General features: G+C 73.4%; 19 protein-coding genes, 1 pseudogene and 1 riboswitch. Of the genes and pseudogenes, 13 read left to right on the forward strand and 7 right to left on the reverse strand.

The window, feature by feature from the left end:
• Positions 1–125: 125 nt before the first annotated feature.
• Both ACIOC0_RS25280 and ACIOC0_RS25285 read right to left on the reverse strand, forming a co-directional pair.
• Positions 126–1,244 carry an alpha/beta hydrolase gene (locus ACIOC0_RS25280; RefSeq protein WP_402157745.1) on the reverse strand — a complete coding sequence of 373 codons (1,119 nt, stop codon included), beginning with the start codon at positions 1,242–1,244 and terminating at the stop codon, positions 126–128.
• Positions 1,245–1,322: 78 nt separating this feature from the next.
• A complete protein-coding gene (locus ACIOC0_RS25285; RefSeq protein ID WP_402157748.1) occupies positions 1,323–2,072 on the reverse strand; it encodes a class II aldolase/adducin family protein in 750 nt (249 codons plus the stop codon).
• A gap of 162 nt (positions 2,073–2,234) precedes the next feature.
• On the opposite strand from ACIOC0_RS25285, the gene ACIOC0_RS25290 reads away from it, so the two are divergent.
• The 7 genes from ACIOC0_RS25290 (at position 2,235) to ACIOC0_RS25320 (ending at position 10,916) form a co-directional block, all read left to right on the forward strand.
• Positions 2,235–3,473: an anion permease gene (locus tag ACIOC0_RS25290; RefSeq protein ID WP_402157749.1), complete on the forward strand. Its 1,239-nt coding sequence runs from the start codon at positions 2,235–2,237 to the stop codon at positions 3,471–3,473.
• A 34-nt stretch (positions 3,474–3,507) separates the two neighbouring features.
• Entirely contained in the window at positions 3,508–3,729 is a 222-nt protein-coding gene (locus ACIOC0_RS25295) for a hypothetical protein (RefSeq protein ID WP_402157750.1), read from the forward strand.
• 222 nt (positions 3,730–3,951) lie between these two features.
• Positions 3,952–4,029, forward strand: a riboswitch (cobalamin riboswitch).
• A gap of 120 nt (positions 4,030–4,149) precedes the next feature.
• Positions 4,150–5,181, forward strand: a complete 1,032-nt coding sequence (locus tag ACIOC0_RS25300; RefSeq protein WP_402157751.1) for a cobalamin biosynthesis protein — start codon at positions 4,150–4,152, stop codon at positions 5,179–5,181.
• A complete protein-coding gene (locus ACIOC0_RS25305; RefSeq protein ID WP_402157753.1) occupies positions 5,178–6,686 on the forward strand; it encodes a cobyric acid synthase in 1,509 nt (502 codons plus the stop codon). The genes ACIOC0_RS25300 and ACIOC0_RS25305 overlap by 4 nt, the downstream gene beginning before the upstream one ends.
• Before the next feature lie 70 nt (positions 6,687–6,756).
• Positions 6,757–8,898, forward strand: coding sequence for a putative cobaltochelatase (locus ACIOC0_RS25310; protein ID WP_402157755.1), 2,142 nt, complete (start codon positions 6,757–6,759; stop codon positions 8,896–8,898).
• Entirely contained in the window at positions 8,899–9,507 is a 609-nt protein-coding gene (gene cobO / locus ACIOC0_RS25315) for a cob(I)yrinic acid a,c-diamide adenosyltransferase (RefSeq protein ID WP_402157756.1), read from the forward strand.
• A 23-nt stretch (positions 9,508–9,530) separates the two neighbouring features.
• Positions 9,531–10,916, forward strand: a complete 1,386-nt coding sequence (locus tag ACIOC0_RS25320; protein ID WP_402158209.1) for a cobyrinate a,c-diamide synthase — start codon at positions 9,531–9,533, stop codon at positions 10,914–10,916.
• Positions 10,917–10,927: 11 nt separating this feature from the next.
• On the opposite strand, the gene ACIOC0_RS25325 is transcribed toward ACIOC0_RS25320, so the two are convergent.
• Positions 10,928–11,656, reverse strand: a complete 729-nt coding sequence (locus tag ACIOC0_RS25325; RefSeq protein ID WP_402157758.1) for a ZIP family metal transporter — start codon at positions 11,654–11,656, stop codon at positions 10,928–10,930.
• Positions 11,657–11,721: 65 nt separating this feature from the next.
• On the opposite strand from ACIOC0_RS25325, the pseudogene ACIOC0_RS25330 reads away from it, so the two are divergent.
• Positions 11,722–12,120, forward strand: a pseudogene (locus ACIOC0_RS25330) (cobalamin biosynthesis protein); the annotation flags it as partial.
• 28 nt (positions 12,121–12,148) lie between these two features.
• Complete coding sequence (gene cobC / locus ACIOC0_RS25335) at positions 12,149–13,204, forward strand: Rv2231c family pyridoxal phosphate-dependent protein CobC (RefSeq protein ID WP_402157760.1); 1,056 nt, start codon at positions 12,149–12,151, stop codon at positions 13,202–13,204.
• 65 nt (positions 13,205–13,269) lie between these two features.
• On the opposite strand, the gene ACIOC0_RS25340 is transcribed toward cobC, so the two are convergent.
• From ACIOC0_RS25340 to ACIOC0_RS25355, 4 genes are all read right to left on the reverse strand, one after another.
• The gene (locus ACIOC0_RS25340; RefSeq protein ID WP_402157761.1) at positions 13,270–14,367 is read right to left on the reverse strand and encodes an amidohydrolase family protein; all 1,098 of its coding nucleotides are present in this window, start codon (positions 14,365–14,367) and stop codon (positions 13,270–13,272) included.
• 197 nt (positions 14,368–14,564) lie between these two features.
• Positions 14,565–15,356 (reverse strand): amino acid ABC transporter ATP-binding protein, encoded by a 792-nt coding sequence (locus tag ACIOC0_RS25345; protein ID WP_402157763.1) that lies wholly within the window; start codon positions 15,354–15,356, stop codon positions 14,565–14,567.
• Entirely contained in the window at positions 15,353–16,204 is an 852-nt protein-coding gene (locus ACIOC0_RS25350; RefSeq protein ID WP_352247630.1) for an amino acid ABC transporter permease, read from the reverse strand. Before ACIOC0_RS25350 ends, ACIOC0_RS25345 begins: the two co-directional genes overlap by 4 nt.
• Entirely contained in the window at positions 16,201–17,058 is an 858-nt protein-coding gene (locus ACIOC0_RS25355; RefSeq protein WP_402157765.1) for a transporter substrate-binding domain-containing protein, read from the reverse strand. Before ACIOC0_RS25355 ends, ACIOC0_RS25350 begins: the two co-directional genes overlap by 4 nt.
• Before the next feature lie 216 nt (positions 17,059–17,274).
• Between ACIOC0_RS25355 and ACIOC0_RS25360 the strand changes: the two genes are divergently transcribed.
• The 4 genes from ACIOC0_RS25360 (at position 17,275) to ACIOC0_RS25375 (ending at position 21,047) form a co-directional block, all read left to right on the forward strand.
• Positions 17,275–18,375: a pyridoxal-phosphate-dependent aminotransferase family protein gene (locus ACIOC0_RS25360; protein WP_402157766.1), complete on the forward strand. Its 1,101-nt coding sequence runs from the start codon at positions 17,275–17,277 to the stop codon at positions 18,373–18,375.
• Between the two features lie 300 nt (positions 18,376–18,675).
• Positions 18,676–19,188, forward strand: coding sequence for a diaminobutyrate acetyltransferase (ectA, locus tag ACIOC0_RS25365; protein ID WP_402157768.1), 513 nt, complete (start codon positions 18,676–18,678; stop codon positions 19,186–19,188).
• A gap of 72 nt (positions 19,189–19,260) precedes the next feature.
• Positions 19,261–20,532, forward strand: a complete 1,272-nt coding sequence (gene ectB, locus ACIOC0_RS25370) for a diaminobutyrate--2-oxoglutarate transaminase (RefSeq protein ID WP_402157770.1) — start codon at positions 19,261–19,263, stop codon at positions 20,530–20,532.
• A 110-nt stretch (positions 20,533–20,642) separates the two neighbouring features.
• Entirely contained in the window at positions 20,643–21,047 is a 405-nt protein-coding gene (locus ACIOC0_RS25375) for an ectoine synthase (RefSeq protein WP_130437432.1), read from the forward strand.
• The last annotated feature ends 5 nt before the right edge of the window (positions 21,048–21,052 follow it).

The raw sequence follows: 21,052 nt of genomic DNA on the forward strand, positions 1-21,052 counted from the left end.
CCCGGCGTTGCGGGGTGCCGCCTGCGCCCACCCGTGCCGCCCCAGCGGCAGGACTGCCCGCAGGCTACGTGGGGCCGGGGGCTGCGGCGCGATGGGGAGCTGGCCGGATGGGTGGGGGCGGGGGGTTACATCAGGGGGGTGAGGAAGCGGCGGAGGGATTCTTCGTAGGGGGTGGGGGTTGTGTTCCACATGGCTGCGTGGGGGGCCTCGGGGATCGGGTGGAGGGTGACCAGGTCGGGGCGCCGGGCGGCCAGGGTGCGGGACGGGGCCCAGGGGGCGACCCGGTCGTCCGGGCCGTGGAAGATCAGGGTGGGGGCGGCGAGGAGGGAGGGGTCCGAGGCGGGGTCGGCGTGCAGGCCGGTGCGGCCCTGGGCGGCGCGGACCGCCAGCGGCAGCAGCGGACCGGGGGTGTGGCGGGCGGCGGCGAGCGCGCGCAGGGTCGCCTGCCAGTCGAGGACCGGGGAGTCGAGCACCAGCCCGGAGATCAGATGCCGCAGACCCGAGCGGGTGGCGGCGCGCAGGGCCATCGTCGCGCCGGTGGACCAGCCGAGCAGGACAAGGCGTTCGGCGCCGTAGCGGACGGCGTACCGCATCGCCGCGTCCACGTCGCGCCACTCCGTCTCACCGAGGTGGTTCAGCCCGTCCGGGGGGCGGGGTGCCCCGAGGTCGCCTCGGTAGGCGAGGGCCAGGACCGGGAAGCGGCGGCTGTGCAGGAAGCCGGTCAGGTTGAGGGCGTGCTCCCGGGTGGCGCCCAGGCCGTGCACGGCGATGACCCAGGTGCGGCGCGCCCCGGGGACGAACCAGGCGGGCAGCGCGCCGAGTTCGCCGGGCACGTCGACGTCGGCGTGGTCGAGGCCGAGCGCGCTGCCGGGGTTGCCGACGTACAGGTTGGGCGTGAGCCAGACGGCGTCGCCGGCGCTCAGGCTGCCGTGGGTGACGCGTTCGAGGCGGCGTACGACGCTGTCGGCGGAGTGCGGGGCGTCGGTCAGGACGGGCCCGACGACCGCGTGGGAGCCGTCGCCGGCGAGGCCGTAGGTTCCGGGGCGCAGGCTCGCGAGGTCGCGGGTGAGGGTGATCCGGCCGGGGGCCGTGCCGTGCACGGTGAGGCGGGGTTCGGTGGGCAGGGGCCGGCCGGGCGGCGCCTTGAGCGCGGCGTCGCTGGCGAGTCTGCCGGCGGCGACACTGACGGCGCCGGCGGCCAGGGCTGCGGTGACGGCGGCGGCCGTCGCGGTGACAGTGCGCACCCGTCCAGTGTCCCGGCGGATTCCCGTACCGGCCAGTGCTGGGACGTACACCGGTGCCCCCGGCGCACCGACACCGGTTCACGTGCCCCCGGCGACCGCCTCATCCGAGCCGTCGCCCGTCCCCCGTTGGCCGTACCCCCGCAGCCGCTCCCCCGCCTCGGTCATCTGCTCGGCGGTGAGGAGGCTCGGGGTGAGGCCGGGGACGCTGGACGCGGTCAGCCACAGACGGCACATCCACTCCAGTTGGGCCGTGCGGTCGTAGGCCTGGTCGAGGGTGGCGCCGTAGGTGAGGGCGCCGTGGTTGCGCAGGAGGCAACCGGTGCGGTCAGCGAGGGCGCGCAGCGCGTTCGCGGCCAGCTCGTCGGTGCCGTAGGCGGCGTAGGGGGCGACCCGTACGGGGCCGCCGAGGGCGGCGGCCATGTAGTGGACGGTCGGGAGCTCGGCCACGAGGGTCGAGACGGCCGTGGCGTGCACGGCGTGGGTGTGGACGACGGCGCGGGCGTCGGTGGCGCCGTACACGGCCAGGTGCATGGGCAGTTCGCTCGTCGGGACGAGCGAGCCGAGCACCTGCCGTCCGTCGAGGTCGACGCCGGTGACGTCGTGCGGCGTCAGCCGGTCGTAGGGCACGCCCGAGGGGGTGACCAGGACGGTGTCGCCGACGCGGACGGAGACGTTGCCGGAGGTGCCGACGACCAGTCCGTCGGCCACCGTGCGGCGGGCCGTCGCCACCAGCTCCTCCCAGGCGGCCGCCACCTGAGCCGTGTCATGACCGGCGCCGGGGGCGGCGGGCTCCTCGATCGCCCGTTCGTGGTCTCTGCCGTGATCCATGCCGTGATCCTCCCAGCGGCCGCGCCCCCGGGCCCGCGGACGCACAAGCGGAATGCGTTCCGCCATGTGGTGACACCACGAAGCCCGCCCCAGTTCACCTTCCGTTCACCCTGGTTACTTACGTTCTTCGAGCCAATGACGCTCGAACGATTGCCTGGGTAAATGGAAAGCTTCTCGCTGATCCTCGCGATTGTGGTGGTAACCGCACTCGCGTTCGATTTCACGAACGGTTTCCACGACACCGCCAACGCGATGGCCACCACCATCTCGACCGGTGCGCTCAAGCCCAAGGTCGCGGTGGCCATGTCCGCCGTACTCAACCTTGTGGGTGCTTTCCTCTCCGTGGAGGTCGCCAACACGATCTCCAAGGGGCTCGTCGACGAGACCGGTATCCGTCCCGAGGTCATCTTCGCGGCCCTGGTCGGCGCGATCCTCTGGAATCTGCTGACCTGGCTGGTCGGACTGCCCTCCAGCTCCTCGCACGCCCTGATGGGCGGTCTGATCGGCGCCACCATCGCCTCCGCGGGCGTCGGCGCCGTCCACGGTGACGTGCTCGTCACCAAGGTGCTCCTCCCCGCGGTCGCGGCCCCGATCGTCGCCGGCATCGCCGCGATGCTCGCCACCCGCCTGTCGTACACGATGGGCAAGAAGGCCGACGGCAAGGCCGCCGAGAAGGGTTACCGGGCCGGCCAGATCGCCTCCGCGGGCCTGGTCTCCCTCGCTCACGGCACCAACGACGCCCAGAAGACGATGGGCATCATCACCCTCGCCCTGGTCGCCGGCGGCACGGTCGCGCCCGACTCCGACCCGCCCCTGTGGGTCATCCTGTCCGCCGGCCTCGCGATCGCGCTCGGCACCTACCTCGGCGGCTGGCGCATCATCCGCACCATGGGCAAGGGCCTGACCGACCTCCAGCCGCAGCAGGGCTTCGCCGCCCAGACCAGCGCGGCCACGGTCATCCTGGCCTCCTCCCACCTCGGCTTCTCCCTCTCCACCACCCACTCGGTCTCCGGCGCGGTGATGGGCGCGGGCCTGGGCCGCAAGGGCGGCGTCGTCCGCTGGTCGACCGCCACCCGCATGTTCGTCGCCTGGGGCCTGACGCTCCCGGCCGCGGCCCTGGTCGGCGCGCTCGCCGAGTACGTCACGGGCCTCGGCGACTGGGGCACCGCGGTCGTCGCGCTCTTCCTGATCGGCTCCAGCGCCGCCATCTGGAAGATCTCCCGCCGCGAGGTCGTCGACCACACCAACGTCAACGAGCCCGAGGAGCCGGCCGGCGTCGTCACCCAGGCGATCGCCGCGGTGACCCCGCCCCCGGCGGGCACGGTCGCCGACGGTCTGACGGCCACCATCCCGGCGCCCACCGCCGAGTCGGCCCCGCCGGCCGCGACCACCACCGTCTGAGCCCCGCCCACCCCGGTACGAAGGAAGAAATCGTATGAAGATCGACTGGGCGGCTCTCGGCTCCGTCTTCGGCGTCAGCCTGGTGGTCACCGTGGCCCTCGTCGGCCTGTTCACCCTCGGCATCATGGGCCTCTCCCGCCGCGAGCGGGCCGTGGCCCAGGGCGACTCGGCCGCTCTCGCGGTCACCGGCGCGTACGCGTGCTTCGCGGCGTGCGCGGCGGCGGTGACGTACGGCATCTCGCTGATCGTCGCCTAGCACCCCCGAGGGACGCGCATCCGGGGCGCGGGACGGTTCGCCGTCCCGCGCCCCACACGCGTCCGCCCCGCGCCCCACGCGTGCGTACAGGTGGCGCACGGGACGAGACGGGGGCGCGAAGGGGCGTGTGGGCTTCTGCACACACCCCCGTCGCAGGTCAACAGCAAGTTGACGGCCCTTCCGCGCCCGTGGTGGACTGCCCACGCCATGTACGGCGGCAGGAGAGGAAGCCGGTGCGAATCCGGCGCGGTCCCGCCACTGTCACCGGGGGCGGTCACGATCCCCGGGAGCCAGGAACTCTCGCCGTCGGTCTCGTCGAACCAGGGCGCGGACACCCTGAGTGAGGACATAACGCCATGCCCGGCTGCCGTTCGAGGACCAGCACCAGGCCGCTCCCCGCCCCCGCGGCCGGCTGAGCCCATGGGTGCCGATCGCGTCCACGCGTACGGCGCCGCCGCCGGCCTCCTGGGGGACCTGCTCCTCGGCGATCCGCGCCGCGGGCATCCCGTGGCCGTGTTCGGCCGGGCCGCCGCCGGTGTGGAGCGGGCGCTGTACCGGGACCACCGCGGCTGGGGCGCATTGCACACCGCCGTGTGCGCCGGGGGCGCCGTGGCGCTCGGAGCGCTCGCCTCCCGGACCGTACGCTCCTCCCCCGCCGTCTCCGTCGCGCTGACCGGGGCAGCCACCTGGGCCGTCGTCGGGGGGACGTCCCTCGTACGCGAGGCGCGGGCCGTCGGGCGGGCCCTGGAGGCGGGCGACGTCGAGGCCGCGCGGGAGCGGCTGCCCCATCTGTGCGGGCGGGACCCGCAGTCGCTGGACGCCGACGGGATCGCCCGAGCGGTGGTGGAGTCGGTCGCCGAGAACACCTCCGACGCCGTCGTCGGGGCGCTGGTGTGGGGGGCCGTCGGCGGAGTGCCGGGGCTGCTCGGCTTCCGGGCCGTGAACACGCTGGACGCCATGGTCGGGCACCGGTCGCCCCGCTACCGGCGCTTCGGGTGGGCCTCGGCCCGCCTCGACGACGTCGCCGGCTGGCCGGGGGCGCGGCTGACCGCCGTCCTGGCGGCCCTCGCCGGGGACGACCGGCGGGGCGCGGTGCGGGCCTGGCGCGCCGACGCCGGCAAGCACCCGAGCCCCAACGCCGGGCCGGTGGAGGCATCCTTCGCGGGCGCCCTCGGGGTGCGGCTGGGCGGGACGCTCTCCTACGGCGGCCGCGTCGAGCACCGGCCCGTGCTCAACGGGGCGGCCGGGCGGGCCGTCGTGCCCGGGGACATCGAACGTGCCGCGCGGCTGTCCCGCCGCGTCGGCCTGCTCGCGCTCGGCGTCACGGTGGCCGCACGCGCCGTCGCGGCGAAAGCGAAGGCCACGAGCACGGTCACAGCCACAAGCACAGCCACAGCCACAGCCACAGCCACAGCCGCAGTCACAGCGGGATCGAAAGGGCGTGCGTCATGAGCGGGGGGCTCCTCGTCGCCGGCACCACCTCCGACGCCGGCAAGAGCGTCGTGACCGCCGGGATCTGCCGGTGGCTGGTGCGGCAGGGCGTGAAGGTGGCGCCGTTCAAGGCGCAGAACATGTCGCTGAACTCGTTCGTGACGCGTGAGGGCGCCGAGATCGGGCGGGCCCAGGCCATGCAGGCCCAGGCCTGCCGGGTCGAGCCGACCGCGCTGATGAACCCCGTGCTGCTCAAGCCGGGCGGCGAGCAGAGCAGCCAGGTCGTGCTGCTCGGCAAGCCCGTCGGCGAGATGAGCGCCCGGGGCTACCACGGCGGCCGCCGGCAGCGGCTGCTGGAGACGGTGCTGGACTGCCTGGCCGAGCTGCGGGGCACGTATGACGCCGTGATCTGTGAGGGGGCGGGCAGTCCCGCCGAGATCAACCTGCGGCGGACCGACATCGTGAACATGGGGCTCGCGCGCAACGCGCGGCTGCCGGTGCTGGTGGTGGGCGACATCGACCGCGGGGGCGTCTTCGCCTCCTTCTTCGGGACCGTCGCCCTGCTCTCCCCCGAGGACCAGGAACTCGTCGCCGGGTTCCTCGTGAACAAGTTCCGCGGTGACGTCTCGCTGCTGGAGCCGGGCCTGGACATGCTGCACGGGCTCACCGGGCGGCCGTCGTACGGGGTGCTGCCGTTCCGGCACGGCCTCGGCATCGACGAGGAGGACGGGCTGAGGGTCTCGCTGCGGGGCACCGTGCGGGAGTCGAACGTCGCCCCGCCCGTCGGCGAGGACGTGCTGCGGGTCGCCGTCTGCGCGATCCCCCTCATGTCCAACTTCACCGACGTGGACGCGCTGGCCGCCGAGCCCGGGGTAGTGGTGCGATTCGTGGACCGGCCGGAGGAACTGGCCGACGCCGACCTCGTGGTGATCCCGGGGACCAGGGGGACCGTGCGGGCGCTGGAGTGGCTGCGCGAGCGCGGGCTCGCGGACGCCGTGCGGCGCAGGGCCGCCGAGGGACGGCCGGTGCTCGGCGTCTGCGGCGGGTTCCAGGTGCTCGGCGAGCACATCGACGACGAGGTGGAGAGCCGCCGCGGACAGGTGGAGGGGCTCGGCCTGCTGCCGGTGCGGGTGCGGTTCGCCCGCGAGAAGACCCTCACCCGGCCGGTGGGCGAGGCCCTCGGCGAGCGGGTCGAGGGGTACGAGATCCATCACGGCGTGGCCACCGTCGAGGGCGGCGAGCCCTTCCTGGACGGCTGCCGCGTCGGGCAGACCTGGGGCACCCACTGGCACGGCTCGCTGGAGTCGGACGGCTTCCGGCGGGCGTTCCTGCGCGAGGTGGCCGCCGCCGCGGGCCGCCGGTTCGTGCCGGCCTCCGACACCTCGTTCGCCGCGCTGCGCGAGGAGCAGCTCGACCGGCTCGGCGACCTGATCGAGGAGCACGCGGACACCGGCGCGCTGTGGCGGCTCATCGAGTCGGGCGCGCCGCCGGGACTGCCGTTCGTCCCGCCGGGGGCGCCCGTATGAGCCTTTCACCCCTGTCCCCGTCCTCGCCGACCGCCTACGCCGACCCGGCGTCCGAAGGAGTGATCGTCACGTGACCGCCCCCTTTCCGTTCACGGCCGTCGTCGGACAGGACGACCTCCGGCTGGCCCTGCTCCTGAACGCGGTGAGTCCGGCGGTCGGCGGGGTCCTGGTGCGCGGCGAGAAGGGCACCGCCAAGTCGACGGCGGTGCGGGCGCTTTCGGCGCTGCTGCCGGAGGTGGCGGTGGTGCCCGGGTGCCGTTTCTCCTGCGACCCGGCGGCGCCGGACCCCGGCTGTCCTGACGGGCCGCACGAGGCGGCGGCGGGCGCGACGCGCCCCGCGCGCATGGTGGAGCTGCCCGTCGGCGCGTCGGAGGACCGGCTCGTGGGAGCGCTGGACATCGAGCGGGCTCTCGCGGAGGGCGTGAAGGCGTTCGAGCCGGGTCTCCTCGCGGACGCGCACCGCGGCATCCTCTACGTCGACGAGGTCAACCTCCTGCACGACCATCTCGTCGACCTGCTGCTGGACGCGGCGGCGATGGGCGCCTCGTACGTCGAGCGTGAGGGCGTGTCGGTGCGGCACGCCGCCCGCTTCCTGCTCGTCGGGACGATGAACCCCGAAGAGGGCGAGCTGCGGCCTCAGTTGCTGGACCGGTTCGGGCTGACCGTCGAGGTGGCCGCGTCGCGGGAGCCCGAGCAGCGGGTGGAGGTCGTGCGGCGGCGGCTCGCCTACGACGACGACCCGGCGGGGTTCGCCGCGGGCTGGGCGCGGGAGGAGGCCGACGTCCGGGCGCGGGTCGTGGCGGCCCGGGACCTGCTGCCGCATGTGCGGCTCGGCGACGGTGCGTTGCTGCGGATCGCCGCGACCTGCGCCGCGTTCGAAGTGGACGGCATGCGGGCCGACATCGTGATGGCGCGGACGGCGACGGCGCTGGCGGCGTGGGCCGGACGGACCGACGTGCTCGCGGAGGACGTACGGCAGGCGGCGCTGCTCGCGCTGCCGCACCGCCGTCGCCGCAACCCCTTCGACGCGCCGGGCCTGGACGAGGACAAGCTCGACGAGACGCTGGACCGGTTCCCCGACGACGACCTCGACGAGCGAGGCGGCCGGAACGACCGGACCGACCGGACCGACCGGACCGACGGCGACGACGGCGACGAGGACCCCGACCCCGACGGACCGGGCGGCCCGGACGGCCCGGGCGGGGGCGGCGGGCTGCCGCCGCAGGACGGGCCCGAGGGCGGCGAGCCGCCGTCCGGTGAGGCGCCCGCGCCGGCGGACCCCGGCGAGAGCAAGGGCGAGGGCGGCCGGCCGGCCGGCGCCGGGGAGCAGTCCGCCGTGCGGGCCGCCGAGCCCTTCCGTACGAAGGTGCTGAGCGTGCCCGGTCTCGGGGAGGGCGCCGCCGGGCGGCGCTCGCGGGCCCGGACCGAGCACGGGCGTACCACCGGGGCCCGGCGTCCCCGCGGGGCGCTCACCAAGCTGCACCTGGCGGCGACCGTGCAGGCCGCCGCGCCCCACCAGCACGCGCGGGCGCGGTCGGGGCCGGGACTGGTGGTGAGGCGGGACGATCTGCGGCAGGCGACCCGTGAGGGGCGTGAGGGGAACCTCGTGCTGTTCGTGGTCGACGCCTCCGGGTCGATGGCGGCGCGGCAGCGGATGAGCGCCGTGAAGGGCGCCGTGCTGTCGCTGCTGCTGGACGCCTACCAGCGGCGGGACAAGGTGGGGCTGGTGACGTTCCGGGGCTCGGGCGCCGATGTGGCGCTGCCGCCCACCTCGTCGGTGGACGCGGCGGCGGCCCGGCTGGAGGCGCTGCCGACGGGCGGGCGCACCCCGCTCGGCGCCGGGCTGCTGAAGGCGCACGACGTGCTGCGGGTGGAGCGGTTGCGGGATCCCGCGCGGCGGCCGCTGGTCGTGGTGGTCACCGACGGGCGGGCGACGAGTGGAGGGGCGGCGCGAAGCGCCTCCGGCCGGGGTGGTGGTCGGGTGACGGGTGGGACCGAGCCGGTGGCGCTCGCGGGGCGGGCGGCCCGGCTGTTCGCCGCCGAGGGCACCGCGTCGGTGGTCGTGGACTGCGAGACCGGACCGGTGCGGCTGGGGCTCGCCGGGCGGCTCGCGGGTGAGCTGGGAGGTACGGCGGTGACGCTCGACGAACTGCGGGCGGACTCGATCGCCGGGCTGGTCAGGGAAGTTCAGGGCGACAGGAGGGCCGCGTAGATGCCGCAGGGACAGCCGAGCGTCGTACCCGACGACGGACTGACGACACGTCAGCGCCGGAACCGGGCGCTCGTGATGGTGCACACCGGTGTCGGGAAGGGCAAGTCGACCGCCGCCTTCGGGCTGGCGCTGCGGGCCTGGAACCAGGGCTGGCCGATCGGGGTGTTCCAGTTCGTCAAGTCGGCGAAGTGGAAGGTCGGCGAGGAGAACGCGCTGCGGGTGCTGGGCGCCAGCGGTGAGGGCGGCTCGGTCGACTGGCACAAGATGGGCGAGGGCTGGTCGTGGATCCAGCGCGACCCCGACGGCGACAACGCCAGCAACGAGGAGAAGGCCCGGGAGGGCTGGGAGCAGGTCAAGCGCGACCTGGCCGCCGAGCGCTACAAGCTGTACGTGCTGGACGAGTTCGCCTACCCGATGCACTGGGGGTGGATCGACACCGCCGAGGTGATCTCCGTGCTGCGGGACCGGCCCGGGACCCAGCACGTGATCGTCACCGGGCGCAACGCGCCGCAGGAACTGGTCGACTTCGCCGACCTCGTCACCGACATGTCCAAGGTCAAGCACCCGATGGACGCGGGGCAGAAGGGGCAGCGGGGTATCGAGTGGTGACGTCCGCCTCGTTGTCCTCGCTGGTGTCCTCCTCGGTGTCGGTGCCCCGGCTGGTCGTCGCCGCGCCGTCCTCCGGCAGCGGCAAGACCACCGTCGCGACGGGGCTGATGGCCGCGTTCGCCGCGCGGGGGCTCGCCGTGTCCCCGCACAAGGTGGGCCCGGACTACATCGACCCCGGGTACCACGCGCTCGCGACCGGGCGGGTGGGACGCAACCTCGACGCGTACATGTGCGGGCCGGCGTCGGTCGGGCCGCTGTTCGCGCACGGGGCGCGCGGCTGCGATCTGGCGATCGTCGAGGGCGTGATGGGGATGTTCGACGGGGCCGCCGGGGAAGGGGAGTTGGCGTCCACGGCGCATGTGGCGAAGCTGCTGCGGGCTCCGGTGGTCCTGGTGGTGGACGCCTCGTCGCAGTCGCGGTCGGTGGCCGCGCTGGTGCACGGGTTCGTGTCGTGGGACCCGGAGGTGCGGGTCGGGGGCGTGATCCTGAACAAGGTGGCCTCCGACCGGCACGAGGCGTTGCTGCGGGAGGCGATGGAGTCGGCGGGGGTGCCGGTGCTGGGGGTGCTGCGGCGGACGGCGCAGGTGGACACCCCGTCACGGCATCTGGGGCTGGTGCCGGTGGCGGAGCGGAGGGCAGCGGCGCTGGACGCCGTGGCGGCGATGGGGGCGCAGGTCGCCGACGGGTGCGATCTGGACGCGGTGATGTCGCTGGCGCGCGGTGCCGGTGTGCTGTCCTGTGCGGCGTGGGACGCGGCCGGGGCTCTCGGCGAGCCGTCCGGGCCGGGCGCGACGGGCCGGGGTGACAGGCCGGTCGTCGCTCTCGCCGGGGGGCCCGCGTTCACCTTCTCCTACGCCGAGCACGCCGAACTGCTCAGCGCCGCCGGGGCCGAGGTCGTGACCTTCGATCCGTTGCGGGACGAGGGGCTGCCCGACGGGAGTGCCGGACTGGTCGTCGGGGGCGGGTTCCCCGAGATGTACGCCGCGGAGCTGTCCGCCAACGAGCCGTTGCGCAAGACCGTCGCCGAACTGGCGCTCAGCGGCGCCCCGATCGCCGCGGAGTGCGCCGGACTGCTTTATCTGTGCCGGGAGTTGGACGGGCAGCCCATGTGCGGGGTGCTCGACGCCTCGGCGCGGATGTCCGGGCGGCTCACCCTCGGCTACCGGGACGCGGTGGCCGTGAGCGACAGCGCGCTGGCCGCGGCCGGGACGCGGATGCGGGGCCACGAGTTCCACCGGACCGTCGTCGAACCGGGGGCGGGGACGGCCCCGGCGTGGGGGATGCGCAGCCCGCAGCGGCGGGTCGAGGGCTTCGTCCAGGGCGGCGTGCACGCGAGCTACCTGCACACGCACTGGGCGGCCGAGCCGGGCGTGGCCCGGCGCTTCGTGGAGAGGTGCCGTACGCCGTGAACGGCGGCGGCTCAGCCCGACAGGCCCACCACCAGCCAGATGAAGGCCGCGCCCGCGATCGTGCAGAGCACGGTGGAGCGGGCGGGGTGATCGTGGTGGGCCTCGGGCAGGATCTCGGCCGCCGCCAGGTAGAGCAGCGCGCCGGCGAAGAGAGCGAGATAGCCGCCGAGCAGGTGCTCGGGGATGGTGACGAACGTGGTCGAGGCCGCGCCGAGGACCGGCGCCGCCGCGTCGGCGAACAGCATGACCAGGGCCTTGCGGCGGGCGTTCCCGTACAGGCTCGTGATGGTGTACGTGTTGAAGCCGTCGGCGAAGTCGTGGGCGACGACCGCCAGCGCGACCGCCGTGCCCATGCCGCCGCCTACCTGGAAGGCCGCGCCGATCGCCACGCCGTCCATGGCGCTGTGGCCGACCATCGCCGCGGCCGCCGTCAGGCCGACCTCGGGTGTGCGGCCGTCGTGCTCCCCCGCGCCGTGGGCCGCCCGGCGCAGGGCCAGCAGCCGTTCCACCAGATGGGCCAGCAGGAAGCCGGCCACGAACAGCAGCAGCGCGGCCGGCACGCCGAACACCTCCGTGCCGGCTGCCTCCAGGGCCTCCGGCAGCAGATCCAGGCCGACCACGCCCAGCATCAGGCCGCCGGCCAGCCCCAGCACCAGGTGGCGGCGGTCGGTCACGCGTTGTGCCGTCCAGCCGCCGGCCAACGTCATCAGGAACGCGCCGAGCGCGACGAACACCGCCATGCCCTCTTCGTATCCGATCAGGGCCCGTCCACGCACCTCCGTCCCCGGGGCAGCGGGGAGGAGGGCCGGTGAGCCTCGTGGTGGGCGTCGGCGCGTCCCGGGGCGTGCCGGTGGAGGAGGTGCTCGGCGTGATCGAGGACGCGCTGCGGGAGGCGGGGCTGTCCGGGCGCGATGTGGCCGAGCTCGCCACCGTGGACGCCAGGCGCGGCGAACCCGGCGTCATCGGGGCGGCCTTGCGGCTCGGGGTGCCCCTGGTGACGTACCCCGCCGCGGAGTTGGCCGCCGTGCGGGTGCCGAACCCGTCGGACGCGCCGGCCGCCGCGCTGGGCACGCCGTCCGTCGCGGAGGCGGCGGCACTCGCGGGCGGGGGCGAACTCCTCGTACCGAAAAGGAAGTCGGCGCGGAGGGACGGGCGGCCGGGCAGGGCGACCTGTGCGGTGGTCCGACGCGACGGTTCCGGGCAGCATCAGCACGAAGGGCATGTGGACTGCCATGCACACTGACGGACACGACCTGCGCCACCACGGGGACTCCGAGGTGCGGGACGACGGCGCCGCGCTGGTCGACCTCGCGGTGAACGTCCGCGCGCACACGCCTCCGGACTGGCTGCGCGAGCACATCGCGGCCTCCCTGACCGGTCTCGCCGCCTACCCCGACGGGCGGCGGGCGCGGGCCGCGGTGGCGGAGCGGCACGGGCTGCCGCCGGAGCGGGTGCTGCTGACGGCGGGCGCGGCGGAGGCGTTCGTGCTGCTCGCCCGCGCTTCGAAGGTGCGCCGGCCGGTGGTGGTGCACCCGCAGTTCACGGAGCCGGAGGCGGCGCTGCGGGACGCCGGGCACAGCGTGGACCGGGTGCTGCTGCGGGAGGAGGACGGCTTCCGCCTCGACCCGGCGGCCGTTCCCGAGGACGCCGACCTGGTGGTGATCGGCAACCCCACGAACCCGACGTCGGTGCTGCATCCCGCGCGGGACGTCACGTGCCTGGCCCGGACCGGGCGCACGCTCGTCGTCGACGAGGCGTTCATGGACGCGGTGCCGGGCGAGCGGGAGTCGCTGGCCGGGCGGACGGACGTGCCCGGACTGGTCGTGCTGCGCAGTCTGACGAAGACGTGGGGGCTGGCGGGGTTGCGCATCGGCTATGTGCTCGGCGCGCCGGAGACGATACGGGAGCTGGAGCGGGCGCAGCCGCTGTGGCCGGTGTCCACGCCCGCGTTGGCGGCGGCGCGGGCGTGTGTGTCGGGGCGGGCGGTCGCGGAGGCGGCGCACGCGGCGCGGCGGGGGGCAGCGGACCGGGGGTACCTCGTGGCGGGGCTTGAGCGGTTCGCGGGGCACGGGGTGCGGGTGGCGGGACCGGCGCAGGGGCCGTTCGTGCTGGTGCGGGTGCCTGACGCGGGGGTGGTGCGCGGGCGGTTGCGGGAGCTGGGCTACGCGGTGCGGCGGGGGGACACGTTTCCCGGCCTCGGGGAGGAATGGGTGCGGGTGGCGGTGCGGGACCGCAGGACGGTGGACGGATTCCTGGAGGCTCTGGGACGGGCGCTGGCCACCGGCTGAGCCAGTGCCTGCCGGGGCACTGGCTCTCCGGGAAGCCGGCGGAGCCCCCGGACCGACGCCGTGGGTCAGCCCACCACGCGTCCGTTCAGCACGATCCGTCGCGGGGCGGCCAGCACGCGTACGTCGGCGCGCGGGTCCTGTTCGTAGACCACCAGGTCGGCCGGGGCGCCCTCGTCCAGGCCCGGCCGGCCCAGCCACGCGCGCGCCGCCCAGGTGGTCGCCCCCAGGGCCCGTACCGGGGGGATGCCGGCCGTGACGAGTTCCGCGACCTCCCCCGCGACCAGCCCGTGGGGCAGGCTGCCGCCGGCGTCGGTGCCGACGTAGACCGGGATGCCGGCGTCGTAGGCGTTGCGGACGGTGTCGTAGCGGCGGGCGTGCAGGCGGCGCATATGGGCGGACCAGGCAGGGAACCTGGCCTCGCCGCCGGCGGCGAGGCCGGGGAAGGTCGCGATGTTCACCAGGGTGGGGACGATGGCGACGCCGCGCGAGGCGAACAGGGGGATCAGCTCGTCGGTGAGGCCCGTGGCGTGCTCGACGCAGTCGATGCCGGACTCGACGAGGTCCTTCAGCGAGTCCTCGGCGAAGCAGTGGGCCGTGACCCGCGCGCCCAGCCGGTGGGCCTCCTTGATCGCCGCCTCGGCGGCCTCCCGGGGCCAGCAGGCGGACAGGTCGCCGAGCTCGCGGTCGATCCAGTCGCCGACCAGCTTCACCCAGCCGTCGCCGCGCCGGGCCTCCTGGGCGACGTAGGCGACGAGGTCGTCCGGCTCGATCTCGTGGGCGTAGCCGCGGAGGTAGCGGCGGGTGCGGGCGATGTGCCGGCCCGCCCGGACGATCTTCGGGAGATCGGGGCGGTCGTCGGTCCAGCGGGTGTCGGAGGGGGAACCGGCGTCGCGGATCAGGAGGGTCCCGGCGTCCCGGTCGGTGAGGGCCTGCCGTTCCGCCGTGTCGCGGTCGACCGGGCCGTGCGCGCCCAGGCCCACGTGGCAGTGGGCGTCGACGAGGCCGGGCAGGGCCCAGCCGGTCACCGTGCGCACGTCACGGGCGCCGGCGGGGCGGTCGTAGGAGATCCGCCCGTCGACGACCCACACCTCGTCGTGGATCTGGTCGTCACCGGGTCCGGCGAGGACCCTGCCCTTCACGTGCAGCACCGCGCGATCGCTCATGTACGGCACCCTAGTGCCGCGGCGGGCAGCGTTCGTCCGTGAAGGAGCGGCGTCCGGTGCGTGCTCTCGGCGTGCCGGCCGGAAGTCCTCGTACTGGGTGTACGTGGGCTTTCGGCCGGTGCGGCGAGTGGGGTCCCCCCTCTGGGGGAGCGTGCCGCGCGTCGCGACGGGGCGAACGCGGCCTGCCGGGGCACTGGCTACTGGGTCTTCTTCAGCTCGTTCGGTGTCCCCTCCTCGACCTCGGCCATCGCCGGGTCGAGGATGCGGGAGAGGAAGTGGCGGGTGCGTTCGTGGGCGGGGGCGCCGATGACCCGGTCGGGGGCGCCGTCCTCGACGATCACTCCGCCGTCCATGAAGACGACCCGGTCGGCGACCTCGCGGGCGAAGGACATCTCGTGCGTGACGACCATCATCGTCATGCCCTCCCGCGCGAGCCCGCGCATCACCGCGAGGACGTCGCCGACGAGTTCGGGGTCCAGGGCCGAGGTCGGCTCGTCGAACAGCATCACCTCGGGGCCCATGGCGAGGGCGCGGGCGATCGCCACCCGCTGCTGCTGGCCGCCGGAGAGGGAGGAGGGGTAGGCGTCCGCCTTGTCGGCGAGGCCCACCCGTTCCAGGTTGGCCGCGGCCACCTTCGCGGCGGCCGCCTTGTCGCGCCGCAGCACCCGGCGCTGCGGCAGGGTGAGGTTCTCGGTCACCGTCAGGTGCGGGAAGAGGTTGAACTGCTGGAAGACCATGCCGATCCGGCGGCGGGCGGCGTCGATGTCGACGTCCGGGTCGGTGAGTTCGGCGCCGCCGACGAAGACCTGGCCCCCGGTCGGCTCCTCCAGCAGGTTCACGCAGCGCAGCAGCGTGGACTTGCCCGAGCCGGACGGGCCGATGACGCAGACGACCTCGCCGCGCCGGATCTCCAGGTCGATGCCGCGCAGGACCTCGTTGTCGCCGAACGACTTGCGCAGGCCGCGCACTTCGATCTCCGGTCGGCTCATTTCACGGCCTCCTGGGCCTTGGCCTCCATACGGCGCACGACGAAGCCGAGCGGGATCGTGACCAGCAGGTAGCACAGGCCGGCGACGAGGATGGGTGTGGAGTTGGCGGTCGTACTGGCCAGGTCGCGGCCGTACTTGGACAGTTCGCGTTCCTCCAGGGTGACGCCGAGGAACAGCACCAGCGAGGAGTCCTTGAAGAGGAGGACCAGTTCGTTGGTGAGCGGCGGGAGGATGACGCGGAACGCCTGCGGGATGATGATCGAGACCATCGCGCGGGCCGGGGAGAAGCCGAGCGAGCGGGCCGCCTCCATCTGCCCCTTGGGGACGGCCTGGATGCCGGCGCGGATGGTCTCCGCCATGTAGGCGGCGGCGACCAGGCCGAGGGCGAGGGCGACCTTGCCGTAGGTGCCGCCGATGATCTCCGTGCCGGGGAAGGCCAGCGGCACGGCCACGCCGATGAAGATGAAGATCAGCAGGGCGGGCAGGCCGCGGAAGATCTCGATGTAGATCCCGGCGAGCCAGCGGTAGGGGCCGACGGACGACAGCCGCATCAGGGCGATGACCATGCCGAGGGCCAGTCCGACCAGGAACCCGGACACCGTGTAGAGCACGGTGTTCTTCAGCGCCAGCGTGATGACCTCGGGGAACATCTGCTCGGCGATGTCGGCCTGGGCGAACTGGTTCTGGAGCCGGTCCCAGTCCGCCGAGAGCGCGAAGGCGATCACGGCGGCGACGAAGACGGCGTACTGGACGCCGCGGGAGACGCCGCGCTTCTGCCGCCGGGTCAGGCCCTTGCGGCGGGGTGTCGCGTCGGGTTCGGCGGCCGCCGCGGGTTCGGTGTCGCTCATGATGCGGCGGGGGCGGACGGGGCGGCCGCCGCCGGGTCGTACGGGCCGATCCACTGCTCGTAGAGCTTCTTGTACGTGCCGTCGGCCTTGGCGTCGGCGATCGCCTTGTTGATGGCCGCGACCAGCTTGGCGTTGCCCTTCTTCACCGTGAAGCCGTACTGCTCGCCGGTGTCGAGGTTGTCGACGACCTTGAAGGCGTTCGCGTTGGCCTTGTCCTTCAGCCAGCCCTGGACGACGGGGTAGTCGATGACGACGGCCTTGACCTGGCCGGTGCGCAGGCCGTTGAGGACGGCGTCGGAGGACTCGAAGGAGACCGGGTCGAAGCCCTGCTTCTTGACGTAGTCCTCGCCGGTGGTCTGCGCCTGGGCGCCGAGCTTGACCTTCTTGGCCTTGATGTCGGCGAGTGAGCCGACGCCGGCGCTCTTGTCGACGAGGACGGCCTGGGTGGCGTCGAAGTAGGGGTCGGAGAAGTCGACGTTCTTCTTGCGCTCCTCGGTGATGGTCATGCCGGCGGCGGCCAGGTCGCACTCGCCGGAGTTGAGGAACGCGCCGGTCTTGAAGTTCTCGAACGGGGTGTCGAGGATCGCCTGCTTCACGCCCAGGTCCTTGGCGACCAGGTCGATGAGGGAGACGTCGAAGCCCTGCACCTTGCCGTCGATCTCCGACTGGAACGGCGGGTACGGCAGGTGGGTGCAGGTGGTGAGCTGTCCGGCCTTGACGAGCTGGACCCCGCCGGCGGTCTTGGCGCCGCCCGAGTCGTCGGTCTTCGTGCAGGCGGTCATGAACAGCAGGCCGGCCGTCACGGTGGCGGCGGCCAGGATGCGGGGGGTCCGGCGCCCGGAGAGCGTGGTCACGGCGGGCCTTCCTGTGCAGGGGTTCGTGGGGGTGATACGCGATCGTTGTTCAGATTATAAGGATGGGTTTGAGGTACTCAAACCAAACCGATGGTCACAGGGTCGCGCGGCCTGCGAAATCGGCCCTCGGGGTGGGCCGATGGGCGTTTCGCGGGGGTGGGACGGCTGCCGGTTACTCTCGTCACCTCTACCCCCGTGAGCCGAAAGAGCACCGCTGTGACACACCCGTTCCTGGATCTTGCCCCGCTGAGTGCCGCCCGCTTCGCGTCGATCGAGGACCGGGTGGCGCGGCTGCTGAGCACCCGGCAGGACGTCGTGATCATGCAGGGCGAGGCGCTGCTTCCGCTGGAGGGCGCGATCCGCGGCACGGCGGGGCCCGGCACCACCGCACTGAACATCGTCACCGGGCCGTACGGGCAGACGTTCGGGGACTGGCTGAGGGACTGCGGCGCCACGGTGATCGACCTGGCGGTGCCCTTCCACACGGCGGTCACCGCCGAGCAGGTCCGGGCGGCGTTCGCCGAGCACCCGGAGATCGACTTCGTCTCGCTGGTGCACGCCGAGGCCGCCACCGGCAACACCAACCCGGTCGCGGAGATCGGCGCGGTGGTGCGCGAGCACGGCGCGCTGTTCTACCTGGACGCGGTCGCCTCGGTGGCGGCGGAGCCGGTGCTGCCGGACGCGTGGGGCGTGGACCTGTGCGTGATCGGGGCGCAGAAGGCGATGGGCGGACCGGCGGGCGTGTCGGCGGTGTCGGTGAGCGAGCGGGCGTGGGCGCTGATGGCGGCGAACCCGGGGGCGCCGCGCCGCTCGTACCTGTCGCTGCTCGACTGGAAGGAGCGCTGGGTGGACGGCGGCCGCAAGGCGCTGCTGCACGCGCCGGCGCAGCTGGAGATGCTGGCACTGGAAGCGTGCGTGGAGCGGATCGAGGCGGAGGGCCTGGAGACGGTGATGGCCCGCCACGCGTCGGCCGCCGCGGCGACCCGTGCGGGCGCGGCGGCGCTGGGCGGTGGCCTGGAGCCGTACGTGCACGAGGCCCGGGAGGCGGCGCCGGTCGCCACGACCCTGCGCGCACCGGCGGGCACGGCGGCCTCGGAGCTGGTGGCCCGGGCCCTGGCGAGCGACCCGACGCTGCCGCTGGCGGCAGGCGGCGGCGCGCTGGCGGGCGAGATGATCCGCGTGAACCACTACGGCCCGGCGGCGACCCCGGGCACGGTGCGCGGCGCCCTGACGGCCCTGGCCTCCGCCCTCACCGCGCACGGCCACGAGGTGGACCTTGCGTCGGCCCTCCGGTCGGCGGACGAGGCCTGGATCTGACGCCCGTTTCCCGCGATCGCGAGGGCGAGATGACGGGAGTCTGAATTCAAGGTGATTCAGGAATTCCTTGATTGCTTATGCGGATAGCTTTCCCAGGTTCTTCTGCCCCGGTTTCCCAGCTCTAAACACAGGCAAATTTCGAGCTGATTACCTTCGGGTGACGCATTGCACAGAGGTTTATCTTTGTCCCGATTTGACCGGTGCAAATCGGGACACAGTCACCTCCGGCCACGAGTGCATCACCAAACCGACGCCGCCTCTCCACGCATTTTTTGATTTCACTCGGTAAATTCAATCCGCATGACTGCCACGCAAGCAGACCTGCAGATCGACCGCCCCACGGTGGCGGACGGGGCCGCGCTCTGGCGTATCGCCAAGGATTCCGGAACCCTCGACCTGAACTCGTCCTACAGCTACCTGCTGTGGTGCCGTGACTTCGCCGGCACCTCGGCGGTGGCGCGTGCCGAGGACGGCACCCCCGTCGGGTTCATCACCGGATACGCACGCCCCGAGGACCCGCACACCCTTCTGGTCTGGCAGGTGGCGGTCGACGCCGCGTACCGCGGCCGCGGACTGGCCGCGGCCCTGCTCGACGGGCTGATCGCCCGGGTCACCGCCGAACACCCCATCACCGCCGTGGAGACGACGATCTCCCCCGGCAACACCGCCTCCGAGCGGCTGTTCACGTCCTTCGCCGCCCGGCACGGAGCCGGCCTCACCCGCGAGGTGCTGTTCGGCGCGGACCAGTTCCCCGACGGCCCGCACGACCCGGAGGTCCTGTACCGGATCGGCCCCCTCGCCGCCCGGCCCTGACAGCCGGTCCGCCCCGAACTTCCGCCCCGCCCAGGGCACATCCCCACACCCCGCAACGAGGAGCGCTTCGCCGTGACCATCACTCAGCCCGACCTCAGCGTCTTCGAGACCGTCGAATCCGAGGTTCGCAGCTACTGCCGTGGCTGGCCCGTCGTCTTCGACCGGGCGCAGGGCAGCCGCATGTTCGACGAGGACGGCCACCAGTACCTCGACTTCTTCGCCGGCGCCGGCTCACTCAACTACGGCCACAACAACCCGGTGCTGAAACGGGCGCTGATCGACTACCTGTCGCGTGACGGCGTCACCCACGGCCTCGACATGTCCACCGTCGCCAAGCGGTCCTTCCTCCAGGCCTTCCAGGACCTGGTGCTGCGGCCGCGCGACCTGCCGTACAAGGTCATGTTCCCGGGCCCGACGGGCACCAACGCCGTCGAGTCCGCACTGAAGCTGGCCCGCAAGGTGAAGGGGCGCGAGGCGATCGTGTCGTTCACCAACGCCTTCCACGGCATGTCGCTGGGCTCGCTCGCCGTCACGGGCAACGCCTTCAAGCGGGCCGGCGCCGGCATCCCGCTGGTGCACGGCACGCCGATGCCGTTCGACAACTACTTCGACGGCACGGTCCAGGACTTCCTGTGGTTCGAGCGGCTCCTGGAGGACCAGGGCTCGGGCCTCAACAAGCCCGCCGCCGTGATCGTCGAGACCGTGCAGGGCGAGGGTGGCATCAACGTCGCCCGTCCGGAGTGGCTGCGCGCCCTCAGCGAGCTGTGCGAGCGCCAGGACATGCTCCTGATCGTCGACGACATCCAGATGGGCTGCGGCCGCACCGGCGCGTTCTTCTCCTTCGAGGAGGCGGGCGTCACGCCGGACATCGTCACCGTGTCCAAGTCCATCAGCGGCTACGGCCTGCCGATGTCGCTGTGCCTGTTCAAGCCCGAGCTGGACGTGTGGGAGCCGGGCGAGCACAACGGCACCTTCCGCGGCAACAACCCGGCCTTCGTCACCGCCACCGCCGCGCTGGAGACGTACTGGGCCGACGGTTCGGCCATGGAGAAGCAGACCCGCAAGCGCGGCGAGCAGGTCGAGCAGGCGCTGATCTCGATCACCGAGGAGAACCTCGCCGACGTCCGCGAGTACCGCGGCCGCGGCCTGGTCTGGGGCCTGGAGTTCCACGACAAGGAGCGCGCGGGCCGGGTCGCGAAGCGCGCCTTCGAGCTCGGGCTGCTCATCGAGACGTCCGGTCCCGAGAGCGAGGTCGTCAAGCTGCTGCCCGCCCTCACCATCACCCCGGAGGAGCTGGACGAGGGCATGCGCATCCTCGCCCGCGCCGTCCGGGAGACCGTCTGACATCCCGGCTTCCCGGCAGCTCGGCCGTCCGGCTCCCCCGCCGGCCGGCCGACCGCCCGAGCGGCCCGCTCCGTCAGAGACACCATCCACCTAGGAGGCATCGCACCACCGTGATCGTCCGTTCGTTCAAGGACATCGAAGGCACCGACCGGCACGTCAAGGCGGCGTCCGGGACGTGGGAGAGCAAACGCATCGTGCTGGCCAAGGAGAAGGTCGGCTTCTCCCTCCACGAGACGGTCCTGTACGCCGGCACCGAGACGTCGATGTGGTACGCGAACCACATCGAGGCCGTCGTCTGCGTCGAGGGCGAGGCCGAGCTGACCGACCACGAGACCGGCCGGACGTACTCGATCACGCCCGGGACCATGTACCTCCTCGACGGCCACGAGCGGCACACGCTGCGCGTCAAGGAGGACTTCCGCTGCCTCTGCGTGTTCAACCCGCCCGTCACGGGACGGGAGGACCACGACGAGAACGGCGTCTACCCGCTGCTCACCGAGCCCGAGGAGGTGTGAGACCC

The organism is Streptomyces sp. NPDC088254 (assembly GCF_044740925.1).
GTDB lineage: Bacteria > Actinomycetota > Actinomycetes > Streptomycetales > Streptomycetaceae > Streptomyces.

Excerpts from the sequence above, each read along its gene's own strand:
- ACIOC0_RS25285 (WP_402157748.1), bottom strand. The coding sequence starts at position 2,072 with ATGGATCACGGCAGAGACCACGAACGGGCGATCGAGGAGCCCGCCGCC.
- ACIOC0_RS25300 (WP_402157751.1), top strand. The coding sequence starts at position 4,150 with ATGGGTGCCGATCGCGTCCACGCGTACGGCGCCGCCGCCGGCCTCCTG.
- ACIOC0_RS25340 (WP_402157761.1), bottom strand. The coding sequence starts at position 14,367 with ATGAGCGATCGCGCGGTGCTGCACGTGAAGGGCAGGGTCCTCGCCGGA.
- ACIOC0_RS25350 (WP_352247630.1), bottom strand. The coding sequence starts at position 16,204 with ATGAGCGACACCGAACCCGCGGCGGCCGCCGAACCCGACGCGACACCC.
- cobO (WP_402157756.1), top strand. The coding sequence starts at position 8,899 with ATGCCGCAGGGACAGCCGAGCGTCGTACCCGACGACGGACTGACGACA.
- ACIOC0_RS25345 (WP_402157763.1), bottom strand. The coding sequence starts at position 15,356 with ATGAGCCGACCGGAGATCGAAGTGCGCGGCCTGCGCAAGTCGTTCGGC.
- ACIOC0_RS25305 (WP_402157753.1), top strand. The coding sequence starts at position 5,178 with ATGAGCGGGGGGCTCCTCGTCGCCGGCACCACCTCCGACGCCGGCAAG.
- ACIOC0_RS25295 (WP_402157750.1), top strand. The coding sequence starts at position 3,508 with ATGAAGATCGACTGGGCGGCTCTCGGCTCCGTCTTCGGCGTCAGCCTG.
- ACIOC0_RS25290 (WP_402157749.1), top strand. The coding sequence starts at position 2,235 with ATGGAAAGCTTCTCGCTGATCCTCGCGATTGTGGTGGTAACCGCACTC.
- cobC (WP_402157760.1), top strand. The coding sequence starts at position 12,149 with ATGCACACTGACGGACACGACCTGCGCCACCACGGGGACTCCGAGGTG.
- ectA (WP_402157768.1), top strand. The coding sequence starts at position 18,676 with ATGACTGCCACGCAAGCAGACCTGCAGATCGACCGCCCCACGGTGGCG.
- ACIOC0_RS25325 (WP_402157758.1), bottom strand. The coding sequence starts at position 11,656 with ATGGCGGTGTTCGTCGCGCTCGGCGCGTTCCTGATGACGTTGGCCGGC.